The sequence below is a fragment of the Streptomyces auratus genome (assembly GCF_050433025.1).
Taxonomy (GTDB): Bacteria; Actinomycetota; Actinomycetes; order Streptomycetales; family Streptomycetaceae; genus Streptomyces; species Streptomyces sioyaensis.
Map to the genome: position 1 here is coordinate 3,523,537 of NZ_JBNGCB010000003.1, position 19,958 is coordinate 3,543,494.

Annotated in this window: 18 protein-coding genes; 17 read left to right on the forward strand and 1 reads right to left on the reverse strand. The window is 72.2% G+C overall.

What is annotated here, in order from left to right:
• Positions 1-45: 45 nt before the first annotated feature.
• Positions 46-1,026 (reverse strand): ScbA/BarX family gamma-butyrolactone biosynthesis protein, encoded by a 981-nt coding sequence (locus tag BKA18_RS35045; protein WP_366044930.1) that lies wholly within the window; start codon positions 1,024-1,026, stop codon positions 46-48.
• Positions 1,027-1,200: 174 nt separating this feature from the next.
• Between BKA18_RS35045 and BKA18_RS35050 the strand changes: the two genes are divergently transcribed.
• The 17 genes from BKA18_RS35050 (at position 1,201) to hypE (ending at position 19,908) form a co-directional block, all read left to right on the forward strand.
• On the forward strand, positions 1,201-1,875 hold the full coding sequence (locus BKA18_RS35050) for a ScbR family autoregulator-binding transcription factor (protein ID WP_366044931.1): 675 nt from the start codon (positions 1,201-1,203) through the stop codon (positions 1,873-1,875).
• 367 nt (positions 1,876-2,242) lie between these two features.
• On the forward strand, positions 2,243-4,705 hold the full coding sequence (locus tag BKA18_RS35055; RefSeq protein WP_429638744.1) for an MFS transporter: 2,463 nt from the start codon (positions 2,243-2,245) through the stop codon (positions 4,703-4,705).
• 568 nt (positions 4,706-5,273) lie between these two features.
• Positions 5,274-5,996 (forward strand): DUF4232 domain-containing protein, encoded by a 723-nt coding sequence (locus BKA18_RS35060; RefSeq protein WP_366044933.1) that lies wholly within the window; start codon positions 5,274-5,276, stop codon positions 5,994-5,996.
• 429 nt (positions 5,997-6,425) lie between these two features.
• Positions 6,426-7,514 carry an NADH-quinone oxidoreductase subunit B family protein gene (locus tag BKA18_RS35065; protein ID WP_366044934.1) on the forward strand — a complete coding sequence of 363 codons (1,089 nt, stop codon included), beginning with the start codon at positions 6,426-6,428 and terminating at the stop codon, positions 7,512-7,514.
• A gap of 84 nt (positions 7,515-7,598) precedes the next feature.
• On the forward strand, positions 7,599-9,383 hold the full coding sequence (locus BKA18_RS35070) for a nickel-dependent hydrogenase large subunit (RefSeq protein ID WP_006608003.1): 1,785 nt from the start codon (positions 7,599-7,601) through the stop codon (positions 9,381-9,383).
• Positions 9,380-9,988: a hypothetical protein gene (locus BKA18_RS35075; protein WP_366044935.1), complete on the forward strand. Its 609-nt coding sequence runs from the start codon at positions 9,380-9,382 to the stop codon at positions 9,986-9,988. Before BKA18_RS35070 ends, BKA18_RS35075 begins: the two co-directional genes overlap by 4 nt.
• Positions 9,985-10,659 (forward strand): DUF5947 family protein, encoded by a 675-nt coding sequence (locus tag BKA18_RS35080; RefSeq protein WP_429638745.1) that lies wholly within the window; start codon positions 9,985-9,987, stop codon positions 10,657-10,659. Before BKA18_RS35075 ends, BKA18_RS35080 begins: the two co-directional genes overlap by 4 nt.
• Positions 10,656-11,363 (forward strand): DUF6084 family protein, encoded by a 708-nt coding sequence (locus BKA18_RS35085; protein WP_366044936.1) that lies wholly within the window; start codon positions 10,656-10,658, stop codon positions 11,361-11,363. The genes BKA18_RS35080 and BKA18_RS35085 overlap by 4 nt, the downstream gene beginning before the upstream one ends.
• Positions 11,360-12,781 carry a hypothetical protein gene (locus tag BKA18_RS35090; protein ID WP_366044937.1) on the forward strand — a complete coding sequence of 474 codons (1,422 nt, stop codon included), beginning with the start codon at positions 11,360-11,362 and terminating at the stop codon, positions 12,779-12,781. Before BKA18_RS35085 ends, BKA18_RS35090 begins: the two co-directional genes overlap by 4 nt.
• 76 nt (positions 12,782-12,857) lie before the next feature.
• Positions 12,858-13,424 carry a hydrogenase maturation protease gene (locus BKA18_RS35095; RefSeq protein ID WP_366044938.1) on the forward strand — a complete coding sequence of 189 codons (567 nt, stop codon included), beginning with the start codon at positions 12,858-12,860 and terminating at the stop codon, positions 13,422-13,424.
• Positions 13,418-13,522, forward strand: coding sequence for a DUF6893 family small protein (locus BKA18_RS35100; RefSeq protein ID WP_429638746.1), 105 nt, complete (start codon positions 13,418-13,420; stop codon positions 13,520-13,522). Before BKA18_RS35095 ends, BKA18_RS35100 begins: the two co-directional genes overlap by 7 nt.
• A gap of 128 nt (positions 13,523-13,650) precedes the next feature.
• Positions 13,651-14,031 carry a hydrogenase maturation nickel metallochaperone HypA/HybF gene (locus BKA18_RS35105; protein ID WP_366044939.1) on the forward strand — a complete coding sequence of 127 codons (381 nt, stop codon included), beginning with the start codon at positions 13,651-13,653 and terminating at the stop codon, positions 14,029-14,031.
• Positions 14,032-14,034: 3 nt separating this feature from the next.
• Positions 14,035-14,856 (forward strand): hydrogenase nickel incorporation protein HypB, encoded by an 822-nt coding sequence (hypB, locus tag BKA18_RS35110; protein WP_366044940.1) that lies wholly within the window; start codon positions 14,035-14,037, stop codon positions 14,854-14,856.
• A complete protein-coding gene (gene hypF / locus BKA18_RS35115; RefSeq protein ID WP_366044941.1) occupies positions 14,853-17,279 on the forward strand; it encodes a carbamoyltransferase HypF in 2,427 nt (808 codons plus the stop codon). The genes hypB and hypF overlap by 4 nt, the downstream gene beginning before the upstream one ends.
• A 55-nt stretch (positions 17,280-17,334) precedes the next feature.
• A complete protein-coding gene (locus BKA18_RS35120; protein WP_366044942.1) occupies positions 17,335-17,685 on the forward strand; it encodes a HypC/HybG/HupF family hydrogenase formation chaperone in 351 nt (116 codons plus the stop codon).
• Complete coding sequence (hypD, locus tag BKA18_RS35125; protein WP_366044943.1) at positions 17,682-18,806, forward strand: hydrogenase formation protein HypD; 1,125 nt, start codon at positions 17,682-17,684, stop codon at positions 18,804-18,806. Before BKA18_RS35120 ends, hypD begins: the two co-directional genes overlap by 4 nt.
• Positions 18,799-19,908 carry a hydrogenase expression/formation protein HypE gene (gene hypE, locus BKA18_RS35130; protein WP_371126871.1) on the forward strand — a complete coding sequence of 370 codons (1,110 nt, stop codon included), beginning with the start codon at positions 18,799-18,801 and terminating at the stop codon, positions 19,906-19,908. The genes hypD and hypE overlap by 8 nt, the downstream gene beginning before the upstream one ends.
• Positions 19,909-19,958 lie beyond the last annotated feature (50 nt).

Here is a 19,958-nt window from a genome sequence, read left to right on the forward strand (position 1 = left end):
GGGGGCCGTCGGGGCGATGCCAGGACGCGTCCGCGAGCGGTGGGCTCAGGGGCGCGCGTCCAGCGCCGTCAGGGTGGAGACGAAGACCGGCTCGCCGTCCTGTGAGCCGGTGACCTGGATCGTCGTGGTGCAGGGGAGCGCGGACGGGACGCGCCGTGCCTCGATGATGCAGGGGGTGCCGTGTTCCGCGTAACGGCGGAATTCCGTGCCGAAGGCGTACGGGACCAAGGCCTGGGGCGCGGTCAGCGCGCGGGCGGCCTGCTGCGCGGCGTCGAGCAGCAGCATTCCCGGGATGTGGTCGTTGGCGGGGTTGACCATCGCCGCATGGCCGGGTGCGATGCGCAGCTGCCAGCGGTCCGGCCGGCCGGTGGGGGAGAGCAGGACATCGCTGTCATGGGCGCTGCCGGTCAGCTCGTGCGGGAGGGGCGCGGGGAGCGGTTCGAGGACGCGGCGGGCGGTCAGCCGAGCGCCGCGGATCCGGCGGTAGACGGCCGGCGAGGTGACGGTGACGTCGGAGTGGCCCGTCGCGACGGTCCGCCCCGCCCTGCGGATGGTCATGTCGAAGTGACCACTGGTGAGCGTGCCGGACCGGAAGCGCATCCGGCTGCAACGGACATCGACCGTCAGATGAGTCGGCCCATGGCCAACCGTCAGGTCCTCGGGGTGAGTTGTGTACACCAGGTCGCCGAGGATGAAATGGTGCCCGACCGGCACGCCGAGCTCGGTGTGGCACAGCAGCAGCCCTGCCTGGCGGATGGTCTCGCCGGTGAGAATGAGGTGGTGGCGGCCGTGAACCGGCGTGAAATACCCGTGGTCGTGCGGCCACTGGGCGGTCAGCGAGAAATGGGAGGCGTCCCGCCGACGCCATGAGGTGACCAGAATGTCGTCGACGAGTGGGCGGTGTACGAATTCCCGGGGGACGCAGGGGTCTCGGTGGTCTCCCGAAGCGGCCTGATCGCGGTTCAGCGGCGCCTGATGTGGAGCCCTGGGCTGAACAGCGCCGCTGACGTGCATCGTGTCGCTCATGACTGCCCCCAGGCGTCTCAGATGGGATGAGGTCCGGCGCTGTTAAGATACGTACCATCCGGTTTTATTTTCAATGCCGGGCGACGAATCGGAGTAAGTAGCTGGCTCAGCGGCGACTTGAGCGGTAGCTAACTGATGCAGAACGGGAAAACTTCAAGAGACAGGAGGCGTCCTGTGGCACAACAGGACCGCGCTATTCGGACCCGGCGACTGATCCTGGAGGCAGCCGCTTCGGTCTTCGACGACCTCGGCTACGACCGTGCGACCATCGCCGAGGTCCTTGAGCGCGCCGGCGTGACGAAGGGCGCCTTGTATTTCCACTTCGCCTCCAAGGAACAGCTCGCCCTCGCCGTGCTCGATGAGCATGTGACGGACATCGCCGTGGAGCCGCAGAAGATCAAACTGCAGGAGTTCGTCGACGCGGGGCAGGTGCTCGCGTACCGGCTGCGCAGCGACCCGATCCAGCGCGGAGCGGCCCGGCTGGCCGTCGAGCAGGGCTCCAACCACCTGGATCGCAAGCAGGGGATGATCGCCTGGACGCGGTTCGTCGAGGATCTGCTGAACCAGGCGAGGGATCGCGGCGAGGTACTGGAGAGCGTCGTGGTGTCCGAGACCGCCGAGCTCTTCGTCGGGGCGTTCGCCGGCCTGCAGCTGATGTCGAACGCGCTGTCCAATCAGGCGGACCTCAGCCACCGTCTGACGGTGTTCTTCGAGCACACCCTCCCCAGCATCGCGGTGCCCGCCGTGCTCGCCAAGCTCAAACTGGACCCGGAGCGCGGCGCCGAGCTCGATGCCGCGCTGCAGCGCACGGGCCGGGCGCCCACCGGGGTCGATGTTGCGGTGAGTTGAAGCCGGGGCGGGCGGGCCGGGTTCGCCGGAAGGTGTCGGGCAGTTCGGATACCCAGGGCATTCAGGGCGGCTGAAAAATACCGCGTAGTCGGTGTGCAACGCCGGCATGTGGACGAGTCGTGCGCGAAGTGTGCAGGTCAGTGGAGTGTGGGCCGGAGTGGAGGCGTCGCGGAAGAACCGCGGCGCCTCTCGCTGTTGACGGGTGCACCAGTGGGCGGTGGCCCGTGAGTGAGGGCGCGATGCACGCGATCGCTTCCGAGCGGGATTGTCAGTGGGGTGCGGTTCACTGGGTTCGCGTGCTGCTCATCCCCGCTCTGCCACCCCTGACGACACCACACTCCTCTCCGCCGCCCTGGAGGCCCTGCGCATGACCCGGACGACGACCGACCAGCCAGCCGGAGGGGCGGCGGCCATGGCCGCAGCGCCCCTGGTCCACGACCCGGCCGAGGGCGGGCACCGTAGGCCCAGCGGTGGCATCGTTCCGGTGCTGGCCTTCGCCGGCATCGTCGTCGCGGTGATGCAGACGCTGCTCGTGCCGGTCATCAAGGACCTGCCGGTGCTGCTCCACACGGCACCCGGCAACGCCACGTGGGTGCTGACCGCCACCCTCCTCGCCGGTGCCGTCGCGACGCCGATCATGGGACGCCTCGGCGACCTGAACGGCAAGCGGCGGATGCTGCTGACCAGCCTCGCCATCATGGTCGTCGGCTCGCTGGTCTGCGGATTCACCGACGACCTGGTCACCATGATCGTGGGCCGGGCGCTCCAGGGCTTCGCCATGGGCGCCATTCCCCTCGGCATCGGCATCATGCGCGACGAGCTGCCGCGTGAACGGCTCGGTGCGGCCATGGGGTTGATGAGCTCCTCGATCGGCGTCGGCGGCGGGCTGGCGCTGCCGGTCGCGGCCCTGGTCGCCCAACACGCCGACTGGCACACCCTGTTCTTCGGCGCCGCCGGGCTCGGCGTGCTGTCGATGCTGCTCGCCCTCCTCGTCGTACCGGAGACCGCGGTACGTGCCCAGGGGCGCTTCGACGTGGCCGGTGCCCTCGGGCTGTCGGCCGGTCTGGTGGCCCTGCTGCTGCCCATCACCAAGGGCAGCGACTGGGGCTGGGGTTCACCCACCACCCTCGGTCTGTTCGGCCTCGCGGCCCTGATCCTGGTGCTGTGGGGCGTGCTGGAGCTGCGCCGGCCCGATCCGCTGGTCGATCTGCGGACCACCGCCCGGCGTGCGGTGCTGCTGACCAACCTCGCCTCGATCACGGTCGGTGTGGCGTTCTACGCGGTCTCCCTGGTGCTGCCGCAACTGCTCCAGCTGCCCACGTCGACCGGCTACGGCCTCGGCCAGTCGATGGTGGTGGCCGGGCTGTGCATGGCACCGCTGGGCCTGACGATGATGTGCGTCGCCCCGCTGTATGCGCGGATCGCCGCCCGGCGCGGCCCCAAGGCATCCCTGATGCTGGGCATGCTGGTCATCGCGATCGGGTACGGCGCCGGTATGGGCCTGATGGCCGCCGCCTGGCAGACCGTCATCATCGCGGTGGTCCTCGGCGCCGGCATCGGCCTGGCGTACTCCTCGCTGCCCGCCCTGATCATCGGCGCCGTCGACCCGTCGGAGACCGGCGCGGCCAACGGCCTGAACACCCTGATGCGTTCGATCGGCACCTCGGTGTCCAGCGCGGTCATCGGCATGGTGCTGGCCCACATGTCCATGCGCGCCGGAGGTGTCACGGTGCCCACGATGGCCGGCTTCCGGGTCTCCTTCCTGATCGCCACGGCCGTGGTCCTCGCCGGCCTCGCCCTGGCGTCCTTCCTGCCGTCGCAGCCGAAGGCGTCCCGTCGTCCGGCCCTGGTTGCGCAGAGCCCGGATGGTACGGAGGACGCGGAGCAGCACGCCGCTGTGCACGGCTCGCGGGGCCCGCAGGCCACGGGCAGCGCGGGCAGTGCACCGGCGGCGGGCGCACTGCCCGCGGTTGCCGCACCGGCCGAAGGGGCGGAGACAGCCGGTCGGTTCGCAGCCGTTCGGACCGACCGCGTGACCGACCGCGTGATCGACCACGAGGCCGGATTCCGCGGCCGGGTGGCGGACGCCTCTGGTGCCCCGGTCCCGGGTGCGAGCATCACCCTGATAGATCGTCAGGGTCGCCAGGCCGGCGTCACCACGGCCGGCGCCGACGGGCGCTATGCGCTCGCTGCTCCCGCGGCCGGCTCCTATGTCCTGACCGCCGCCGCGCCCGGCCACGCCCCGCATGCGGCCTCTGTCACCCTCCGCGGCGCGGACGCCTCGACCCGGGTCGACCTGATACTCAGCGGCTACGCCCGGCTGCACGGCACCCTGTTCGGCGGCCCGGAGGGCACCCCGCTGGACGGCGGGAGCGTCGTCGTCACCGACACCAGGGGCGATGTGGTGGCCTGTACGGCCTCCGGTGCCGACGGGCGCTGGGAGGTCGCCCAGCTGCCGCCCGGCGCGTACACCCTGGTCCTCAGCGCACCGGGGCACCGGCCGCAGGCCCGTGCATGGGAGATGTCCGGCGGCGAGGCGGAACGGCTGGACGCCCGACTGCAGCCGGCCGCAACGGTCCGCGGCACGGTGCGGGGTCCGGGCGGGCGGCCACTCGCCGACGCCGCCGTGACCCTCGTGGAGGACGGCACCGTCGCCGGGCACACCGTCACCGGCCCGGACGGCGTCTTCGCCTTCACCGAGCTGAGCGGCAGTCACTACACCCTCACCGCAGTCGGATATCCGCCGCACGCCGCCCCGATATCCCTCACCGGCGGCGCCGACGCGCTCCTCGACCTGGAGCTCGCCCAGCCCCCGGCGACCACCGGCTGACGCTTCTACCGGCTGACGCACCCACCGTCCGGCTCCCCGGCGGGCACCCGGGTCGACGCCGGCGCGGCGCCGCCCGCGCCCTCCTGGCCCGCTGATTGGGCCCCGGACGATGCGCGGTCGCGCGCCGGCTCACTGGCCCCGGGGGCGGGCGTAGCCCGTCCCTGGCGGGGTGAGTGCGGCTTCTACGGCAATCCGGGGCCCGATCCGCCGAACATGGGGGCCGACCAGGGACAGGGGGCGTAGCAAAACCGGCCACCGGCCGAGCCCTCGGGGTCGGTGGGTCGGTCGGGAGGAGTGAGGCGGAGGAACCCGTTCCGCGGAACGGCCGAACCCGGTGGTGCCCTGTCCGCAACTCGGGGATTTTCTGCGAGTCTGAGCGGCACGCCCGGAATCCCGGCTGGTCACACCGGTTGCCGGAGTCATCGGCGTGCCGAGCGTACACGGTCGTTAGCGGTGTGTTAGTGCCTCGTTAGCGGACCAGCAGTGACCGGGGCCACGCTGGAAAGGGCAACGGACGGACCGCACACCTTCTACGACCGCTCGCACCTACCAGACGAGGGGGACACTCATGTCGCTCACCATCAAGAAGCCCGGCCGCGGCCGCCGTGTCGCCGCAGGATCGCTGATCGCCGTCGCTGCGCTCGGGCTCACCGCCTGCAAGGGCGGGACCGATGCCGCATCCCACCCCTCGTCGGCCGCCTCCCCCGCCACGTCCAGCGACGCCGGCAGCGGCTCGCAGGCGTCCGGCAGCGGACACTCGCCCGGCGCCAAGCCGCAGTCCTCCGCGCCGGGCGGTCACCGGTCCTCGTCGGCACCCAGCGTGACACCGAAGGGCTCGGTCCCGGGCACCACCCAGTCCCACAGCTCCGCGATGTCGGCATCGGACCGCTGCACCGCCGCCGCCATGTCGCTGCGCCTGGGCCCCGCCGACATCGGTGCGGGCAACATCCACTACTCCCTCGTCTTCACGAACAAGGGCAAGAAGGCCTGTTCGCTGCGCGGTTTCCCCGGCGTGTCGCTGATCAACCGGGACGGCTCGGCGGTCGGCAAGCCCGCCACCCGCGCGGGCGGCAGCGGCGGCGTCGTCCGGCTCCAGCCGGGGCAGAGCGCACATGCCGTGCTGCACACCCTCAACGAGGGCGTCTCGGACACCCCGTGCTGGGGCAAGTCGCAGATCGTCTACGTCTACCCGCCCGGCTCCAAGGAGTCGATGACCACGGGCAGTGGCGGCCTGCGGGTATGCGGCGGCCGGTTCGACGTGACGGCCGTGCAGCCCGGGGCCCTGGGCTGACGACCGGACAGGGACCGCGGGCCGACCCCCGGACCGCCCCCCGGGCCGACCGCCCCCCCGGGCCGACCCCCGGACGGCGGACCGACCCCGACCGGCCCCCGGACCGTAGCCGTCCGCGCGCACCGCCACTGCACAAGAGCACGCCGCCGTCCACCGCACGACAGCACGCCCCCGGCGACCGAACGACCCGCCGGGGGCGTGCTGCCGTGCAGTGGACGGCGGCGTCAGCGGCTTCCACGGCGCCCCGGCGCCGGCGCCCCTCGCCGAGCGGCCAGCCCCATCCGACCCGACGGTCCGATCCGACGGTCGGGTGGCACATCACCGCAACGGCCCCTGGCGATCGCCCCGGCTCTCGGGATCGGTGTTACCAAGGTGGATGAAAGCCTTGAATGAGTGCTTTCGTTGCATATCTGCCTAGGAGACATTCCCATGTCTGCAGCTTCGCGTACGGCCACCAAGGCCGATGCCAAAGGAAAGCCGTCCGCCGAGGACGAATCCCCGATCCATGTTCTGTGGATCAATGCCGGCCTGAGCTGCGATGGTGACTCCGTGGCGCTCACCGCCGCGACCCAGCCGAGTATCGAGGAGATCGCGCTCCGCGCGCTGCCGGGACTTCCCAAGGTCGCCGTCCACTGGCCACTGATCGACTTCGAATCCGGCCCGGTCCAGGGCGCGGACACCTTCATCGAGTGGTTCTTCAAGGGCGAGCGCGGCGAGATCGACCCTTTTGTGCTGGTCATCGAGGGGTCCATCCCCAACGAGTCGATCAAGCCGGAGGGCTACTGGTGCGGTTTCGGTGACAACCCCGAGACCGGCCAGCCGATCACCACCAGTGAGTGGATCGACCGCCTGGCGCCCAAGGCCCTGGCCGTGGTCGCGATCGGCACCTGTGCCACGTACGGCGGTATCCATGCGATGGCCGGCAACCCGACCGGAGCCATGGGGGTGCCCGACTACCTCGGCTGGGACTGGACGTCCAAGGCAGGGATCCCGATCGTGTGCGTGCCCGGCTGCCCGATCAAGCCGGACAACTTCTCGGAGACGCTGACCTATCTGCTCTACCAGGCGGCCGGAGCGGCGCCGATGATCCCGCTGGACGACCAGCTGCGGCCGACCTGGCTCTTCGGCAGCACCGTGCACGAGGGCTGTGACCGGGCTGGTTACTACGAGCAGGGCCAGTTCGCGACCACCTACGACTCGCCCAAGTGCTCGGTGAAGCTCGGATGCTGGGGTCCCGTGGTCAAATGCAACGTGCCCAAGCGGGGCTGGATGGACGGCATCGGCGGCTGTCCGAACGTCGGCGGTATCTGTATCGCCTGCACCATGCCCGGCTTCCCCGACAACTTCATGCCGTTCATGGACGAGCCGCCCGGCGCCAAGGTCTCCAGCACCGCGAGCGCCGCGTACGGCAGCATCGTCCGCCGGCTGCGCGGCATCACGGCCAAGACCGTCGACAGCGAGCCCAAGTGGCGGCATCGCGGCGACCAGCTGACCACCGGTTACCGGCAACCGTGGTGAGCGCACCCCCATAGCCGTCCGGACACCCCGGACTCTCCGTCCGACCCCCCATTTCCGCGCGCAGAGAAGGGCACGGCACACACGATGGCACCGACGACAAAGACGGCCGGTGACGGCAGCGGTCTGACGGAGATGTCCTGGGATCCGATCACCCGGATCGTGGGCAGCCTCGGCATCCACACCAAAATCGACTTCAAGCAGAAGCGGGTGGCGGAGTGCTACAGCACCTCGTCCGTCTTCCGCGGCTACAGCGTCTTCATGCGGGGCAAGGACCCGCGCGACGCCCACTTCATCACCAGCCGGATCTGCGGCATCTGCGGCGACAACCACGCCACGTGCTCGGTGTACGCACAGAACATGGCCTACGGGGTGAAGCCCCCGCACCTGGGGGAGTGGATCATCAACCTCGGCGAGTCCGCCGAGTACATGTTCGACCACAACATCTTCCAGGAGAACCTGGTCGGGGTCGACTACTGCGAGAAGATGGTCCGCGAGACCAACCCCGGCGTCTGGGACCTCGCCCAGCGCACCGAGGCCCCCCACGCGGCCGACCACGGCTACCGCACCATCGCCGACATCATGAGCTCCCTCAACCCGCTCGAGGGCGAGTTCTACCGCGAGGCCCTCCAGGTCAGCCGCTACACCCGGGAGATGTTCTGCCTCATGGAGGGCCGCCATGTGCACCCCTCCACGCTCTACCCGGGCGGCGTCGGCACCGTGGCCAGCGTCCAGCTCTTCACCGACTACATGAGCCGGCTGATGCGCTACGTCGAGTTCATGAAGCGCGTCGTCCCGCTCCACGACGACCTGTTCGACTTCTTCTACGAGGCGCTGCCCGGCTACGAGGAGGTCGGCCGGCGGCGGGTGCTGCTGGGCTGCTGGGGCGCGCTCAACGACCCGGAGTACTGCGACTTCACCTACCGCAACATGACGGACTGGGGACGGAAGATGTTCGTCACCCCCGGCGTCATCGTGGACGGCAAGCTGGTCACCAACGACCTCACCGAGATCAACCTCGGCATCCGCATCCTGCTGGGCAGCTCCTACTACCAGGACTGGGAAGGCCAGGAGCAGTTCGTCACCCATGACCCGCTCGGCAACCCCGTCGACCCGCGCCACCCGTGGAACCAGCACACCATCCCGGCCCCGCAGAAGCGGGACTTCGCCGACAAGTACAGCTGGGTGATGTCGCCGCGCTGGTTCGACGGCAAGGAGCATCTGGCGCTGGACACCGGCGGCGGCCCGATCGCCCGGCTGTGGTCCACCGCGCTGTCCGGGCTCGTCGACACCCCCTACGTCAAGGCCACCGGCCAGAGCGTCGTCATCGACCTGCCCCGCTCCATGACCAAGCCAGAGACGCGCTTCGAGTGGAAGATCCCGAAGTGGAGCAATGCGCTGGAGCGCAACCGGGCCCGTACCTACTTCCAGGCGTACTCGGCGGCCATGGCGCTGCACTTCGCGGAGCAGGGACTCAACGAGGTCCGCGCCGGACGCCACCAGACCTGGGAGAAGTTCGAGGTCCCCGACGAGTCCATCGGCTGCGGCTTCACCGAGGCGGTCCGCGGCGTCCTCTCGCACCACATGGTCATCCGGGACGGGAAGATCGCCAACTACCACCCCTATCCGCCGACCCCGTGGAACGCCTCCACCCGCGACAGCTACGGCACCCCCGGCCCGTACGAGGACGCCGTCCAGAACACCCCGATCTTCGAGGAGAACTCCCCGGAGAACTTCAAGGGCATCGACATCATGCGCACGGTGCGCAGCTTCGACCCCTGTCTGCCCTGCGGCGTCCACATGTACGTCGGCGACGGCAAGGCCGTCCAGAAGATGCATGTGCCCACCGGTCTGAGCGGGCTGTCCGGATGACCGCCCGGGCCACCACGGCGCCGGCCGCCGCACCGCAGGCCGGGGTGCCCCAGGGCACCGCATCCCACGGCAGCACGCCGAACGCCGAGGCGACCGGCCGGCGCATCGAGGACGTCCTGGACCGGCTCGCACAGCGCGGCGACCGCGAAGTCAGCGCCGCCGCCGAGGAGTTGGTCAGTGTCCTGATGGACTTCTACGGCGCCGGACTCGCCCGGATCATGCACCACGTGGGCACCGGCGACGACGGCCCGCGGCCGGCGCTGCTGCGCGACGAACTGGTCACCAGCCTGCTGGTGCTGCACGATCTGCACCCCGAGGACACCGCGGCCCGCATCGGCCGGGCCCTGGACAGCGTCCGCCGTCAGCACGCCGCCGAGGTGGCCGAGTTCGACGCGGACACCGGGGTGCTGCGCCTGCGGGCGGGCGACTCCGGCGGCTGCGGCTGCCCCAGCACGGCCGATCAGGCCCACCAGGCCGTCGAGGCCGCCGTCGCCTGCTACGCACCCGAAGTGAACTCCGTGCAGTGGGAGACGGCGGGCGCCACGCCCGAACCAGCGCTGCTGCAGATCTCCCGCCGGCCCCCGACCGGCGCCGGCGCCCCGTGAACGGCCCAGGGACGGCCCCCACCCGCCTGGGGCCGCAGGCCGCCCACCGCGGCCTGCGCCGCTTCCGCGCACCGACGCCGCCGGCCCCGGAACGCTGCGAACTGTGCGGCGTGGTGCTCGCCGAGCACAACCACCGCCATCTGGTCGACACCAAGCGCCGGGCACTGGCCTGCGCCTGCACCCCCTGCGCGCTGCTCTTCGACCGGCCGGGATCCGGCGGCGGACAGTTCCGCACCGTCCCCGCCCGCTATCTCGTCGACCCCGGCCACACCCTCGACGACGCGGCCTGGGACCTGCTCCAGATCCCCGTCGGTGTCGCCTTCTTCCTGCACAACGCCGACCTGGACCGGCTGGTCGCGCTCTACCCCAGCCCGGCCGGTGCCACCGAGAGCGAACTCGACCCGTCGACCTGGCAGACCGTGCTCGGCGCCAGCCGGCTCTCCGCTCTCCTCGAACCCGATGTGGAGGCGCTGCTGCTGCGCCGCTTCGAGGGCCGCATCGACTGCTATCTGGTGCCCGTCGACGTCTGCTACGAACTCGTCGGCCGGATGCGGCTGTTGTGGCAGGGCTTCGACGGCGGCGCCGAGGCGCGCGCCGCACTCACCGACTTCTTCGCCAAGGTCGCCCGCCGGGCCCGCGAACCGAAGGAGAAGGAGGAGGACCGGCCGTGACGGAGCTGTCGTTCGAGTGCACCGGCGTACGGGCGGACCGCTACGCCGCCGCGCCCACCCTCCTCTTCCGCCTGCGCCTGACCGCCGACGAGGCGACCCGGGTGCACGCCATCGCGCTGCGCTGCCAGATCCGCATCGAACCGGCCCGGCGCGGCTACCGGGACGACGAGGCCGAGGCGCTGTCCGACCTCTTCGGGGAGCGGTCCCGCTGGGGCAGCACCCTGCACCCGCTGCAGTTCGCCCAGGTCTCCCAGGTCGTCCCCGGCTTCACCGGTGAGACCGAGGTGGATCTCGCCGTCCCGTGCAGCTACGACCTGGAGGTCGCGGCCGGCCGCTACTTCCGTGCGCTGCACGAGGGCGAGGTGCCGCTGCTGCTGCTGTTCTCCGGCACGGTGTTCGCCGGGGCCGGCGGCTTCCAGGTCCAGCCGGTGTCCTGGGACAAGGAAGCGGCCGTGCGGATGCCGGTGGCCGTATGGCAGGAGATGACCGAGGCGCACTTCCCCGGCTGCGGCTGGCTCCGGCTGCCCCGCGAAACCCTCGACGCACTGCTCGCCTACCGCTCCCGCCACGCCCTTCCGTCCTGGCAGGCGGCCGTCGAGTCGCTGCTGGAATCGGCCGGGGGCACCGAGCCGCCCACACCGGACGCCCGGTTGCTGCGCGGCGCCGCCCGGGCCCCTTCCGTCAGCGAGAGGACCGCGACATGACGACCGGCGTCCTGCCCGACGAGACGGCGGACCCCTTCGCCACCGCCCGCCAGGTGGCGGACGCCGTGCTGTTCGAGGGCTACGTCCTCTACCCGTACCGCGCGTCCGCCGCCAAGAACCGGCTCCGCTGGCAGTTCGGCGTCCTCGTACCGCCGGCCTGGGGAACGGACAGCGCCGAGCACTCCTTCCAGCGCACCGAGTGCCTCATGGAGCCCCGGTCCGGCGCCCGGCTCTCGGCCGAGCTGCGGTTTCTGCACGCACAGCGGCGCACCGTCCAACGCCTGTGCCCGGACGGCGGGTTCGAGACCGTCGAGGAACTCGAACTGCCCGACCGGGTGCTCGTTCCCTGGGACGAGGGCGCCGAGGAGCGCGTCACGATCGAGGCCGATGTCTCCAAGCTGACCGGCGAGGGCGTCACCGTGCCCTTCACCCGGCCCGCGCGGGAGGAGACCGAGCAGGTACACGACGCCGAAGGACGGCTCGTCGGCCGGCTGGTGCGCCGCTGTGCGCGGCTCGACGGCCGGGTGCGGCTGACCGCGCGCGCGATCGACGGCCCCTACGCGACGCTGCGGCTGACCGCGACCGTCGAGAACACCAGCGGCTGGGAACCGGACGACGCCGGCGCCGACCGCACCGCGGCGCTGCCGCACTGCCTGGTCGGCGCCCATCTCCTGCTCGGCCTGAGCGCGGGGTCGTTCCTGTCCATGACCGACCCGCCGGAGTGGGCCCGGGCCGCCGTCGACGCCTGCCGCAACGAGCACGCCTGGCCGGTACTGGCCGGCGCCGACGGCCGCGGCGATGTGCTGCTGTCCGCCCCGATCATCCTGGAGGACCACCCGGCCATCGCCCCCGAGAGCCCCGGCGCCCTCTACGACGCCCTGGAGATCGACGAAATCCTCGCCCTGCGCACCGCGGCCCTCACCGACCAGGAGAAGCGCGAGGCCCGCGGCACCGACCCGCGCGCCGCCGAGGTCATCGAACTCGCCGACACCATGCCCCCCGAGGTGCTGGAGCGACTGCACGGCGCCGTACGGGCGTTGCGCGAGGTCACCGGCCCCGGACCGGCCGCGCCCGACGCCCTCGCGCCCGAGGTGCCGGGCCTTGGCCCGGACACCCCCTGGTGGGACCCGGAGAGTGACCGCAGCGTCGATCCCGTACGCGACCGGGTCACCGTCGACGGGCGGTCGGTCGGCGCCGGCAGCCGGGTGCTGCTGCGGCCCGGCCGGCGGCGCACCGACGCCCAGGACCTCTTCCTCCAGGGCCGCACCGCCCAGGTCGAAGCCGTGCTGCATGACGTCGACGGCGGGGTGCATCTCGCGGTGACCGTGGAGGGCGACCCGGGCGTCGACATCCGGCGGGAGCAGGGCCGCTTCCTGTACTTCCAACCCGACGAAATCGCTCCCCTGGAGGACGCGTGAGCGCGCACGGCAAGCGAACTGTCCACGGGCACCCGCGGGGCGCGGGCCGGCCCGACGAGCGCAGCGGGGCCGCGGCATGACCGCCGGGGCGCCGGCCGGCAAGCCGCCCGGGAAGACGCTGATCGCCGGCGTCGGCAACATCTTCCTCGGCGACGACGGCTTCGGCGTCGAGGCCGTCCGCCGGCTCGGTGAGCACGAACTCCCCGAGGGCGTCGAGGTCGTCGACGTCGGCGTCCGGGGCGTGCACCTCGCCTACCAGATGCTCGACGGCTACCACACGGTGCTCCTGGTGGACGCCACTGCGCGCGGCGAGGAACCCGGCACCGTCCACCTCCTCGACGCCACCGACCCGGCCACCGCCCGCCCGCAGGCCACCACGCTCGACGGCCACCACATGACCCCCGACACCGTGCTCGCGCTGCTCGACACGCTCAGCGCGGGCACCGAAAGCCGGCGCCCGGACCGCGTACTGGTCGTCGGCTGCGAACCCGCCGATGTCGCCGAAGGCATCGGGCTCAGCGAACCGGTCGCCGCCGCGGTCGACGAGGCCGTGGGGCTCATCCTGCAGCTCGTCGGCGCGGCGGAGCCGACACCGTCGGCCGCCGGACCACACACCAGTGAGAGGAACTCGCCATCATGCTGAAGCTCGCCGTGAGCGGAGTGCTCGCCGCCGCGCTCGCCGCCGTCCTGAAGTCCCTGCTGCCCGATCTCAAGCGCTATCTGCGGATCCGCGCCATGTGACCGGGCGGCGCTGCACCGAACGGTGTACGCCGCCGGGCCGCCCCGGCGAGGCACCCCGGCGGGCCTTTGGACGCGCCGTCTAATGAAGCCGAGCGGCACCCGGTCGTCCCCGCACCAGAGAGGGACCGATGCACGAGATGTCCATCGCGCTTGCGGTCGTGGACCAGGTCGCAAGCGCGGCCCGGCCGGACGGGGCCGGCACGGTCCACAGCGTCCGGCTCCAGGTCGGCGAACTGGCCGGCGTGGTCTCCGATGCGCTGGCCTTCTCCTTTTCCCTCGCCTGCGCCGGAACCGTGCTGGAGGGCGCGGAACTGGTCACCGAGCCCGTTGCGGCGCGTGCCCGCTGCGGCTCCTGCGCCGAGGCCTGGCCGGTGGGCATGCCCCCACAGCTGAGCTGTCCGGGCTGCGGCGGGGCGAGCGCCGAGCTGCTCTCCGGCCGGGAACTGCAGATCGTCAGTGTGTGCTGGAACGACGCCCCGCTACACGTACCGACTCACGAGGAGCGCTGAACCATGTGCCGTGTCGTCGACCTGCAACAGGCGGTCCTTGCCAAGAACGACGCCTGCGCCCACACCCTGCGCGAGGACCTCGCCGCCCGTGGCACCGCGCTCGTCAATCTGCTCTCCAGCCCCGGAAGCGGCAAGACCGCCCTCCTGGAGCGGGAACTCACCCTCGCCCGCAGCCGGAAGATCCCGGTCGCCGCGCTCACCGCCGACCTCGCGACCGAGAACGACGCGGTGCGCCTGGCCCGCTCCCAGGTCCCCGTCAAACAGGTGCTCACCGACGGGCTGTGCCACCTCGAAGCGGAGATGCTGGGCGGGCACCTGCACGGCTGGCTGCCCGCCGACACCCGGCTGCTGTTCATCGAGAACGTCGGGAATCTGGTCTGCCCGGCCTCCTACGACCTGGGCGAGACGCTGCGCGTCGTGCTGGCGTCGGTCACCGAGGGCGAGGACAAGCCGCTGAAGTACCCCACCGCCTTCGGCCTCGCCCATCTGGTCGTGGTCACCAAGACGGACATCGCCGATGCGGTCGCCTTCGACGAGGCGGAGTTCCGCGCCAATGTCGAACGCATCAACCCCGGCGTCGAGGTCGTCCTCACCTCGGCCCGCGGCGGCACCGGCGACGGGGTGCTGCTGGACCGGGCGCTGGCCGCGCGCGACGGAGCGCCGGTGCACATCCCGGTCATGACCCGTAAGTCCCACCATGTGCACGACGTCGAGGACGGCCGAGCGGGGGACGCCCCCGACGGGGGGCACACCCACGCCCCGCCGGCACACGGCGGCCATCCGCACCCGACCGGCTCCGACACCGTGGCGTCGAGCCGCTCATGACCACGGGGCAGGCCGGCGGGGCCCTCGCCACGGCCCCCGCGACAGCCGCCGGCCGCCGCCGGATCACCGTGCGCGGCGTCGTCCAGGGCGTCGGCTTCCGCCCGTTCGTCCACACCCTCGCCACGGAACTGGGCCTGACGGGCCATGTCACCAACACCGGCGACGGCGTGGTCGCCGAGGTCGAGGGCGCCCCCGCCGCGCTCGCCCGCTTCGGGGAACGGCTCGGCGCCGAGGCGCCCCCGCTGGCCGTGGTGGAGGCCGTCGACGGCGAGGACCTCGCGGTGGCCGGCGACACCGGATTCCGTATCCTCCCCTCCCGTGCCGACGGCCCCTCGCGCACCCTGGTCTCCCCGGACGCCGCCACCTGCGACGCCTGCCTCGCCGAGCTGACCGACCCGGCCGACCGCCGCTACCGGCACCCCTTCCTCACGTGCACGCACTGCGGGCCGCGCTTCACCATCGTCACCGCGGTCCCCTACGACCGTGCCCTGACGACCATGGACCGGTTCCCGATGTGCGCCCGCTGTGCGCGGGAGTACGCGGACCCGGCCGACCGTCGCTTCCACGCCCAGCCCATCGCCTGCCACGACTGCGGCCCCCGGCTGCGGCTGCTGACCGCCGACCCGGCCGACCGCACCCGCCCCCCGCGCCCGGCGACCGGCCCCGACCCGGTCGCCGAGACCCGCCGGCTGCTCGCCGACGGCGCCACCGTGGCCGTCAAGGGCCTCGGCGGCTACCACCTCGTCTGCGACGCCTCCGACGACACCGCGGTCACCACGCTGCGCCGCCGCAAGTCCCGTGGCGACAAACCCTTCGCCCTGATGGCCCGTCAACTTACCGACATCGAGCACCTGGTGCGGATGCGGGACGAGGAACGCGCGCTGCTCACCGGGCCGGTACGCCCCATCGTCCTGCTGCGCCGCGCCCCGCACCCCGCGCCGCCCCCCGACGCGCCCGCGCTGTCGGCCGCCGTCGCCCCCGGCAGCCCCGACCTGGGCGTCATGCTGCCGTACACCCCGCTGCACCATCTGCTGCTCGGCCTGCCCGGTGACCCGCCGGGCCCCCGGCTGCTCGTCATGACCAGCGGCAACATCGCGGGCGAACCGATCGTCACGGACGACGACGAGGCCGTGGCGCGCCTGGCGCAGCTGGCGGACGCCTGGCTCCTCCACGACCGGCCGATCCATGTCCCGTGCGACGACTCCGTGGTCCGCATCAGCGACGGGGAGCCGCTGTTCGTCCGCCGCTCGCGCGGCTATGCGCCGTTCCCCGTCCCGCTCCCGGTACCGGTGCGGCCCGCGCTGGCGGCCGGCGGCGACCTCAAGAACGTGCTCTGCCTCGCCGAGGGGCGCCGCGCCTGGCTGTCCGCGCACATCGGCGACATGGACGACCTGGCGACCCAGCTCGCCTTCGAGAAGGCCGAGGCGCATCTGGAGACGGTCACCGGCGTGCGTCCGCAACTCCTCGCCGCCGACCGGCATCCCGGCTACCGCTCCGGCCGCTGGGCCGAGCGCCACACCGACGGCCGGGCGCTGGTGCGCGTCCAGCACCACCACGCCCATATCGCAGCGGCCATGGCCGAACACGGCCTCGGCGACCGGCAGCCGGTCATCGGGGTGGCCTTCGACGGCACCGGCTACGGCGACGACCACGCCGTGTGGGGCGGCGAGATCCTGCTCGCCGACTACGACGGATACCGCCGCTTCGGACAGCTCGCCTACGTCCCGCTGCCCGGCGGCGACACCACCGTACGGCGCCCCTACCGGATGGCCCTGGCCCATCTGCGCGCCGCCGGCCTCGACTGGGCCGCCGATCTGCCGCCGGTGGCGGCCTGCCCGCCCGAGGAACGGCCGCTGCTGGCACGGCAGTTGGAACGCCACCTCAACTGTGTGCCCACCTCCAGCATGGGCCGGCTCTTCGACGCCGTCTCCTCGCTGGCCGGGGTCTGCCACCACGCCGGATACGAGGCCCAGGCCGCCGTCGCGCTCGAAGCGGCGGCGCTGACCGCGGGCGAGGACCACGGCCCCGGCTACACCTTCGCGCTGCACACCGCACCGACGGGCCAGGCGGGCGCCGACACCGTCGCCGACCCGGCCCCGGTGCTCACCGCCATCGTCGAGGACCTCAGGGCGGGCACCGCCCCGGCGCTGATCGCGGCCCGCTTCCACACCGCGGTCGCCGATCTCGTCCGGCGCTGCTGCGCGCTGGCCCGGCAGCGCGCCGGCCTGACGACCGTGGCGCTGACCGGCGGCGTCTTCGCCAACACCCTGCTGGCCGAGGCAACCGCCCGCCTCCTGCGGCAGGACGGGTTCACCGTCCTGCGCCACCGCCGCGTCCCGCCCAACGACGGAGGACTGGCGCTCGGCCAGATCGTCGTGGCCGCCCGCGCGGTACCGGCGTTCGGCGGGGTGGGCGTGCCCTGAGCGGTGGCCCGACGAGGCAGACGCAACGCACCCACGACGAGGAGGGAGAGGACCCATGTGCCTGGCGGTACCCGGCAAGGTATTGGACATCGAGGAACGGGACGGCACCCGTATGGCCACCGTCGATTTCGGCGGGGTGGTCAAGGAGGTGTGCCTGGAGTACGTCCCCGATCTGCAGGTCGGCGAGTACGCCATCGTCCATGTCGGTTTCGCGCTGCAGCGCCTGGACGAGGAATCCGCTCGGCAGACGCTCGCCCTGTTCGAGGAACTGGGCCTGCTGCAGGAGGAGTTCGGCGATCCCTGGGAGGCGGCTGTCGCTTCCGGGGCAGATGACGGGGCGGTCGCGGGAGCCGGTGGCGCACCGGCCGCGGCCCCCGGTGACGGGGCGACGGAGGCGATCCGGTGAAGTACCTCGACGAGTTCCAGGACCCCGGGCTGGCCCGCCGGCTGCTCGACGAGATCCGGGCCACGGTGACCCGGCCCTGGGCCCTGATGGAGGTCTGCGGCGGCCAGACCCACACCATCATCCGCCATGGCATCGACCAACTGCTGCCGGAAAACGTCGAGTTGATCCACGGCCCGGGGTGCCCGGTGTGTGTGACGCCGCTGGAGGTCATCGACAAGGCGCTGGAGATCGCCGCCCGCCCCGACGTGATCTTCTGCTCCTTCGGCGACATGCTCCGGGTCCCCGGCAGCGACCGCGACCTGTTCCAGGTGCGCAGCCGCGGCGGGGACGTACGAGTCGTCTACTCCCCGCTCGACGCCCTCAAGATCGCCCAGCAGAATCCGCACCGCCAGGTGGTGTTCTTCGGGATCGGCTTCGAGACCACCGCACCCCCCAACGCCATGACGGTCCATCAGGCCCGCAAGCTCGGCATCCCCAACTTCAGCCTGCTGGTCTCGCACGTCCGGGTGCCGCCCGCCATCGAGGCCATCATGCAGTCGCCCAGCTGCCGGGTGCAGGCCTTCCTGGCCGCCGGCCACGTGTGCAGCGTGATGGGCATCCGGGAGTACCCGGAGCTGGCCGAACGGTTCCGGGTGCCGATCGTGGTGACCGGCTTCGAACCGCTGGACATCCTGGAGGGCATCCGCCGCACCGTGCGCCAGCTGGAGCGCGGCGAACACACCGTCGACAACGCCTATCCGCGCGCCGTACGCCCCGAGGGCAACCCGGCGGCCCAGGCCATGCTCGCCGATGTCTTCGAGGTCACCGACCGCGCCTGGCGCGGTATCGGCACCATCCCGGCCAGCGGCTGGCGGCTGTCGGAGCGCTACCGCGACTACGACGCCGAGTACCGCTTCTCCGTCGAAGGCCTCACCACCCGCGAACCCGCCGCCTGCCGCAGCGGGGAGGTCCTCCAGGGGCTGATCAAGCCGCACGAGTGCGAGGCCTTCGGCACCACCTGCACCCCGCGCACCCCGCTCGGCGCCACCATGGTCTCCAGCGAGGGCGCCTGCGCCGCCTACTACCTCTACCGCCGACTCGGCACCCCGCCCACCCCGCAGGAGGCGAGCCCCGTTGCCTGACACCACCCGATCCGCCCACGGCGCCCCCACCCCGGCCGACCGCGGCCTGCCCACCGTCGACATCTCCGGCTGGACCTGCCCCGCTCCGGTCCGCGACCAGCCCCGGATCGTCATGGGGCACGGCGGGGGCGGCGCACTGTCCGCCGAACTCGTCCAGCAGATCTTCGCCCCGGCCTTCGGCGGCGAGATCCTCGCCCAGCTCGGCGACTCCGCGGCGGTCTCCCTCGGCGGCGTACGCCTGGCGTTCTCCACCGACTCCTACGTCGTGCGGCCGCTCTTCTTCCCGGGCGGCTGCATCGGCGATCTCGCCGTCAACGGCACCGTCAACGACCTTGCCATGAGCGGCGCCAGGGCCGCCTACCTCTCCTGCGGCTTCATTCTGGAGGAAGGCGTCGAGATGCCGGTGGTCGCCGGGGTCGCCGATGCCATGGGCGCGGCCGCGCGGGCGGCCGGCGTCGAGGTGGCCACCGGTGACACCAAGGTCGTCGAGGCCGGCCACGGTGACGGGGTCTATCTCAACACCGCCGGCATCGGGCTGATCCCGGCGGGCGTCGACCTGCGGCCGCAGCGCGTCGTCCCCGGCGACGTGGTGATCGTCAGCGGCGACATCGGCCTGCACGGTGTGGCGATCATGAGCGTGCGGGAGGGCCTGGAATTCGGCGTCGAGATCGAGAGCGACTGCGCGGCACTCGGCGGCCTCGTCGAGAGCATGCTCGCCGTCACCCCCGATCTGCATGTGCTGCGCGACCCCACCCGAGGCGGACTGGCCGCGGCCCTGTGCGAGATCGCCACCGCGTCCTGCACCGGCATCGTCATCGAGGAACGCGCCGTCCCCGTCCCGCCGGCCGTCGCCAATGCCTGCGCGATCCTCGGCCTGGACCCGATGTACGTCGCCAACGAGGGCAAGCTCGTGGCGTTCGTCCCCCGCGCCCATGCCGATGCCGTACTGGACGCGATGCGCGCGCACCCGCTGGGCGCCGGCGCCGCGGTCATCGGCGAGACCGTCGAGACCCACCCCGGCATGGTCGTCGCCCGCACCCCGCTGGGCGGCACCCGGGTGGTCGATCTGCCGCTGGGGGAGCAGCTGCCGCGGATCTGCTGACGGGCCCCTCGCCCGGTGGCGGTGCCCCGGCGTCACAGGCGCCGGGGCAC

Excerpts from the sequence above, each read along its gene's own strand:
- BKA18_RS35090 (WP_366044937.1), top strand. The coding sequence starts at position 11,360 with ATGACGACCGGCGTCCTGCCCGACGAGACGGCGGACCCCTTCGCCACC.
- BKA18_RS35100 (WP_429638746.1), top strand. The coding sequence starts at position 13,418 with ATGCTGAAGCTCGCCGTGAGCGGAGTGCTCGCCGCCGCGCTCGCCGCC.
- hypB (WP_366044940.1), top strand. The coding sequence starts at position 14,035 with ATGTGCCGTGTCGTCGACCTGCAACAGGCGGTCCTTGCCAAGAACGAC.
- BKA18_RS35070 (WP_006608003.1), top strand. The coding sequence starts at position 7,599 with ATGGCACCGACGACAAAGACGGCCGGTGACGGCAGCGGTCTGACGGAG.
- BKA18_RS35045 (WP_366044930.1), bottom strand. The coding sequence starts at position 1,026 with ATGAGCGACACGATGCACGTCAGCGGCGCTGTTCAGCCCAGGGCTCCA.
- BKA18_RS35060 (WP_366044933.1), top strand. The coding sequence starts at position 5,274 with ATGTCGCTCACCATCAAGAAGCCCGGCCGCGGCCGCCGTGTCGCCGCA.
- BKA18_RS35095 (WP_366044938.1), top strand. The coding sequence starts at position 12,858 with ATGACCGCCGGGGCGCCGGCCGGCAAGCCGCCCGGGAAGACGCTGATC.
- hypF (WP_366044941.1), top strand. The coding sequence starts at position 14,853 with ATGACCACGGGGCAGGCCGGCGGGGCCCTCGCCACGGCCCCCGCGACA.
- BKA18_RS35065 (WP_366044934.1), top strand. The coding sequence starts at position 6,426 with ATGTCTGCAGCTTCGCGTACGGCCACCAAGGCCGATGCCAAAGGAAAG.
- BKA18_RS35105 (WP_366044939.1), top strand. The coding sequence starts at position 13,651 with ATGCACGAGATGTCCATCGCGCTTGCGGTCGTGGACCAGGTCGCAAGC.
- BKA18_RS35055 (WP_429638744.1), top strand. The coding sequence starts at position 2,243 with ATGACCCGGACGACGACCGACCAGCCAGCCGGAGGGGCGGCGGCCATG.
- BKA18_RS35120 (WP_366044942.1), top strand. The coding sequence starts at position 17,335 with ATGTGCCTGGCGGTACCCGGCAAGGTATTGGACATCGAGGAACGGGAC.
- BKA18_RS35075 (WP_366044935.1), top strand. The coding sequence starts at position 9,380 with ATGACCGCCCGGGCCACCACGGCGCCGGCCGCCGCACCGCAGGCCGGG.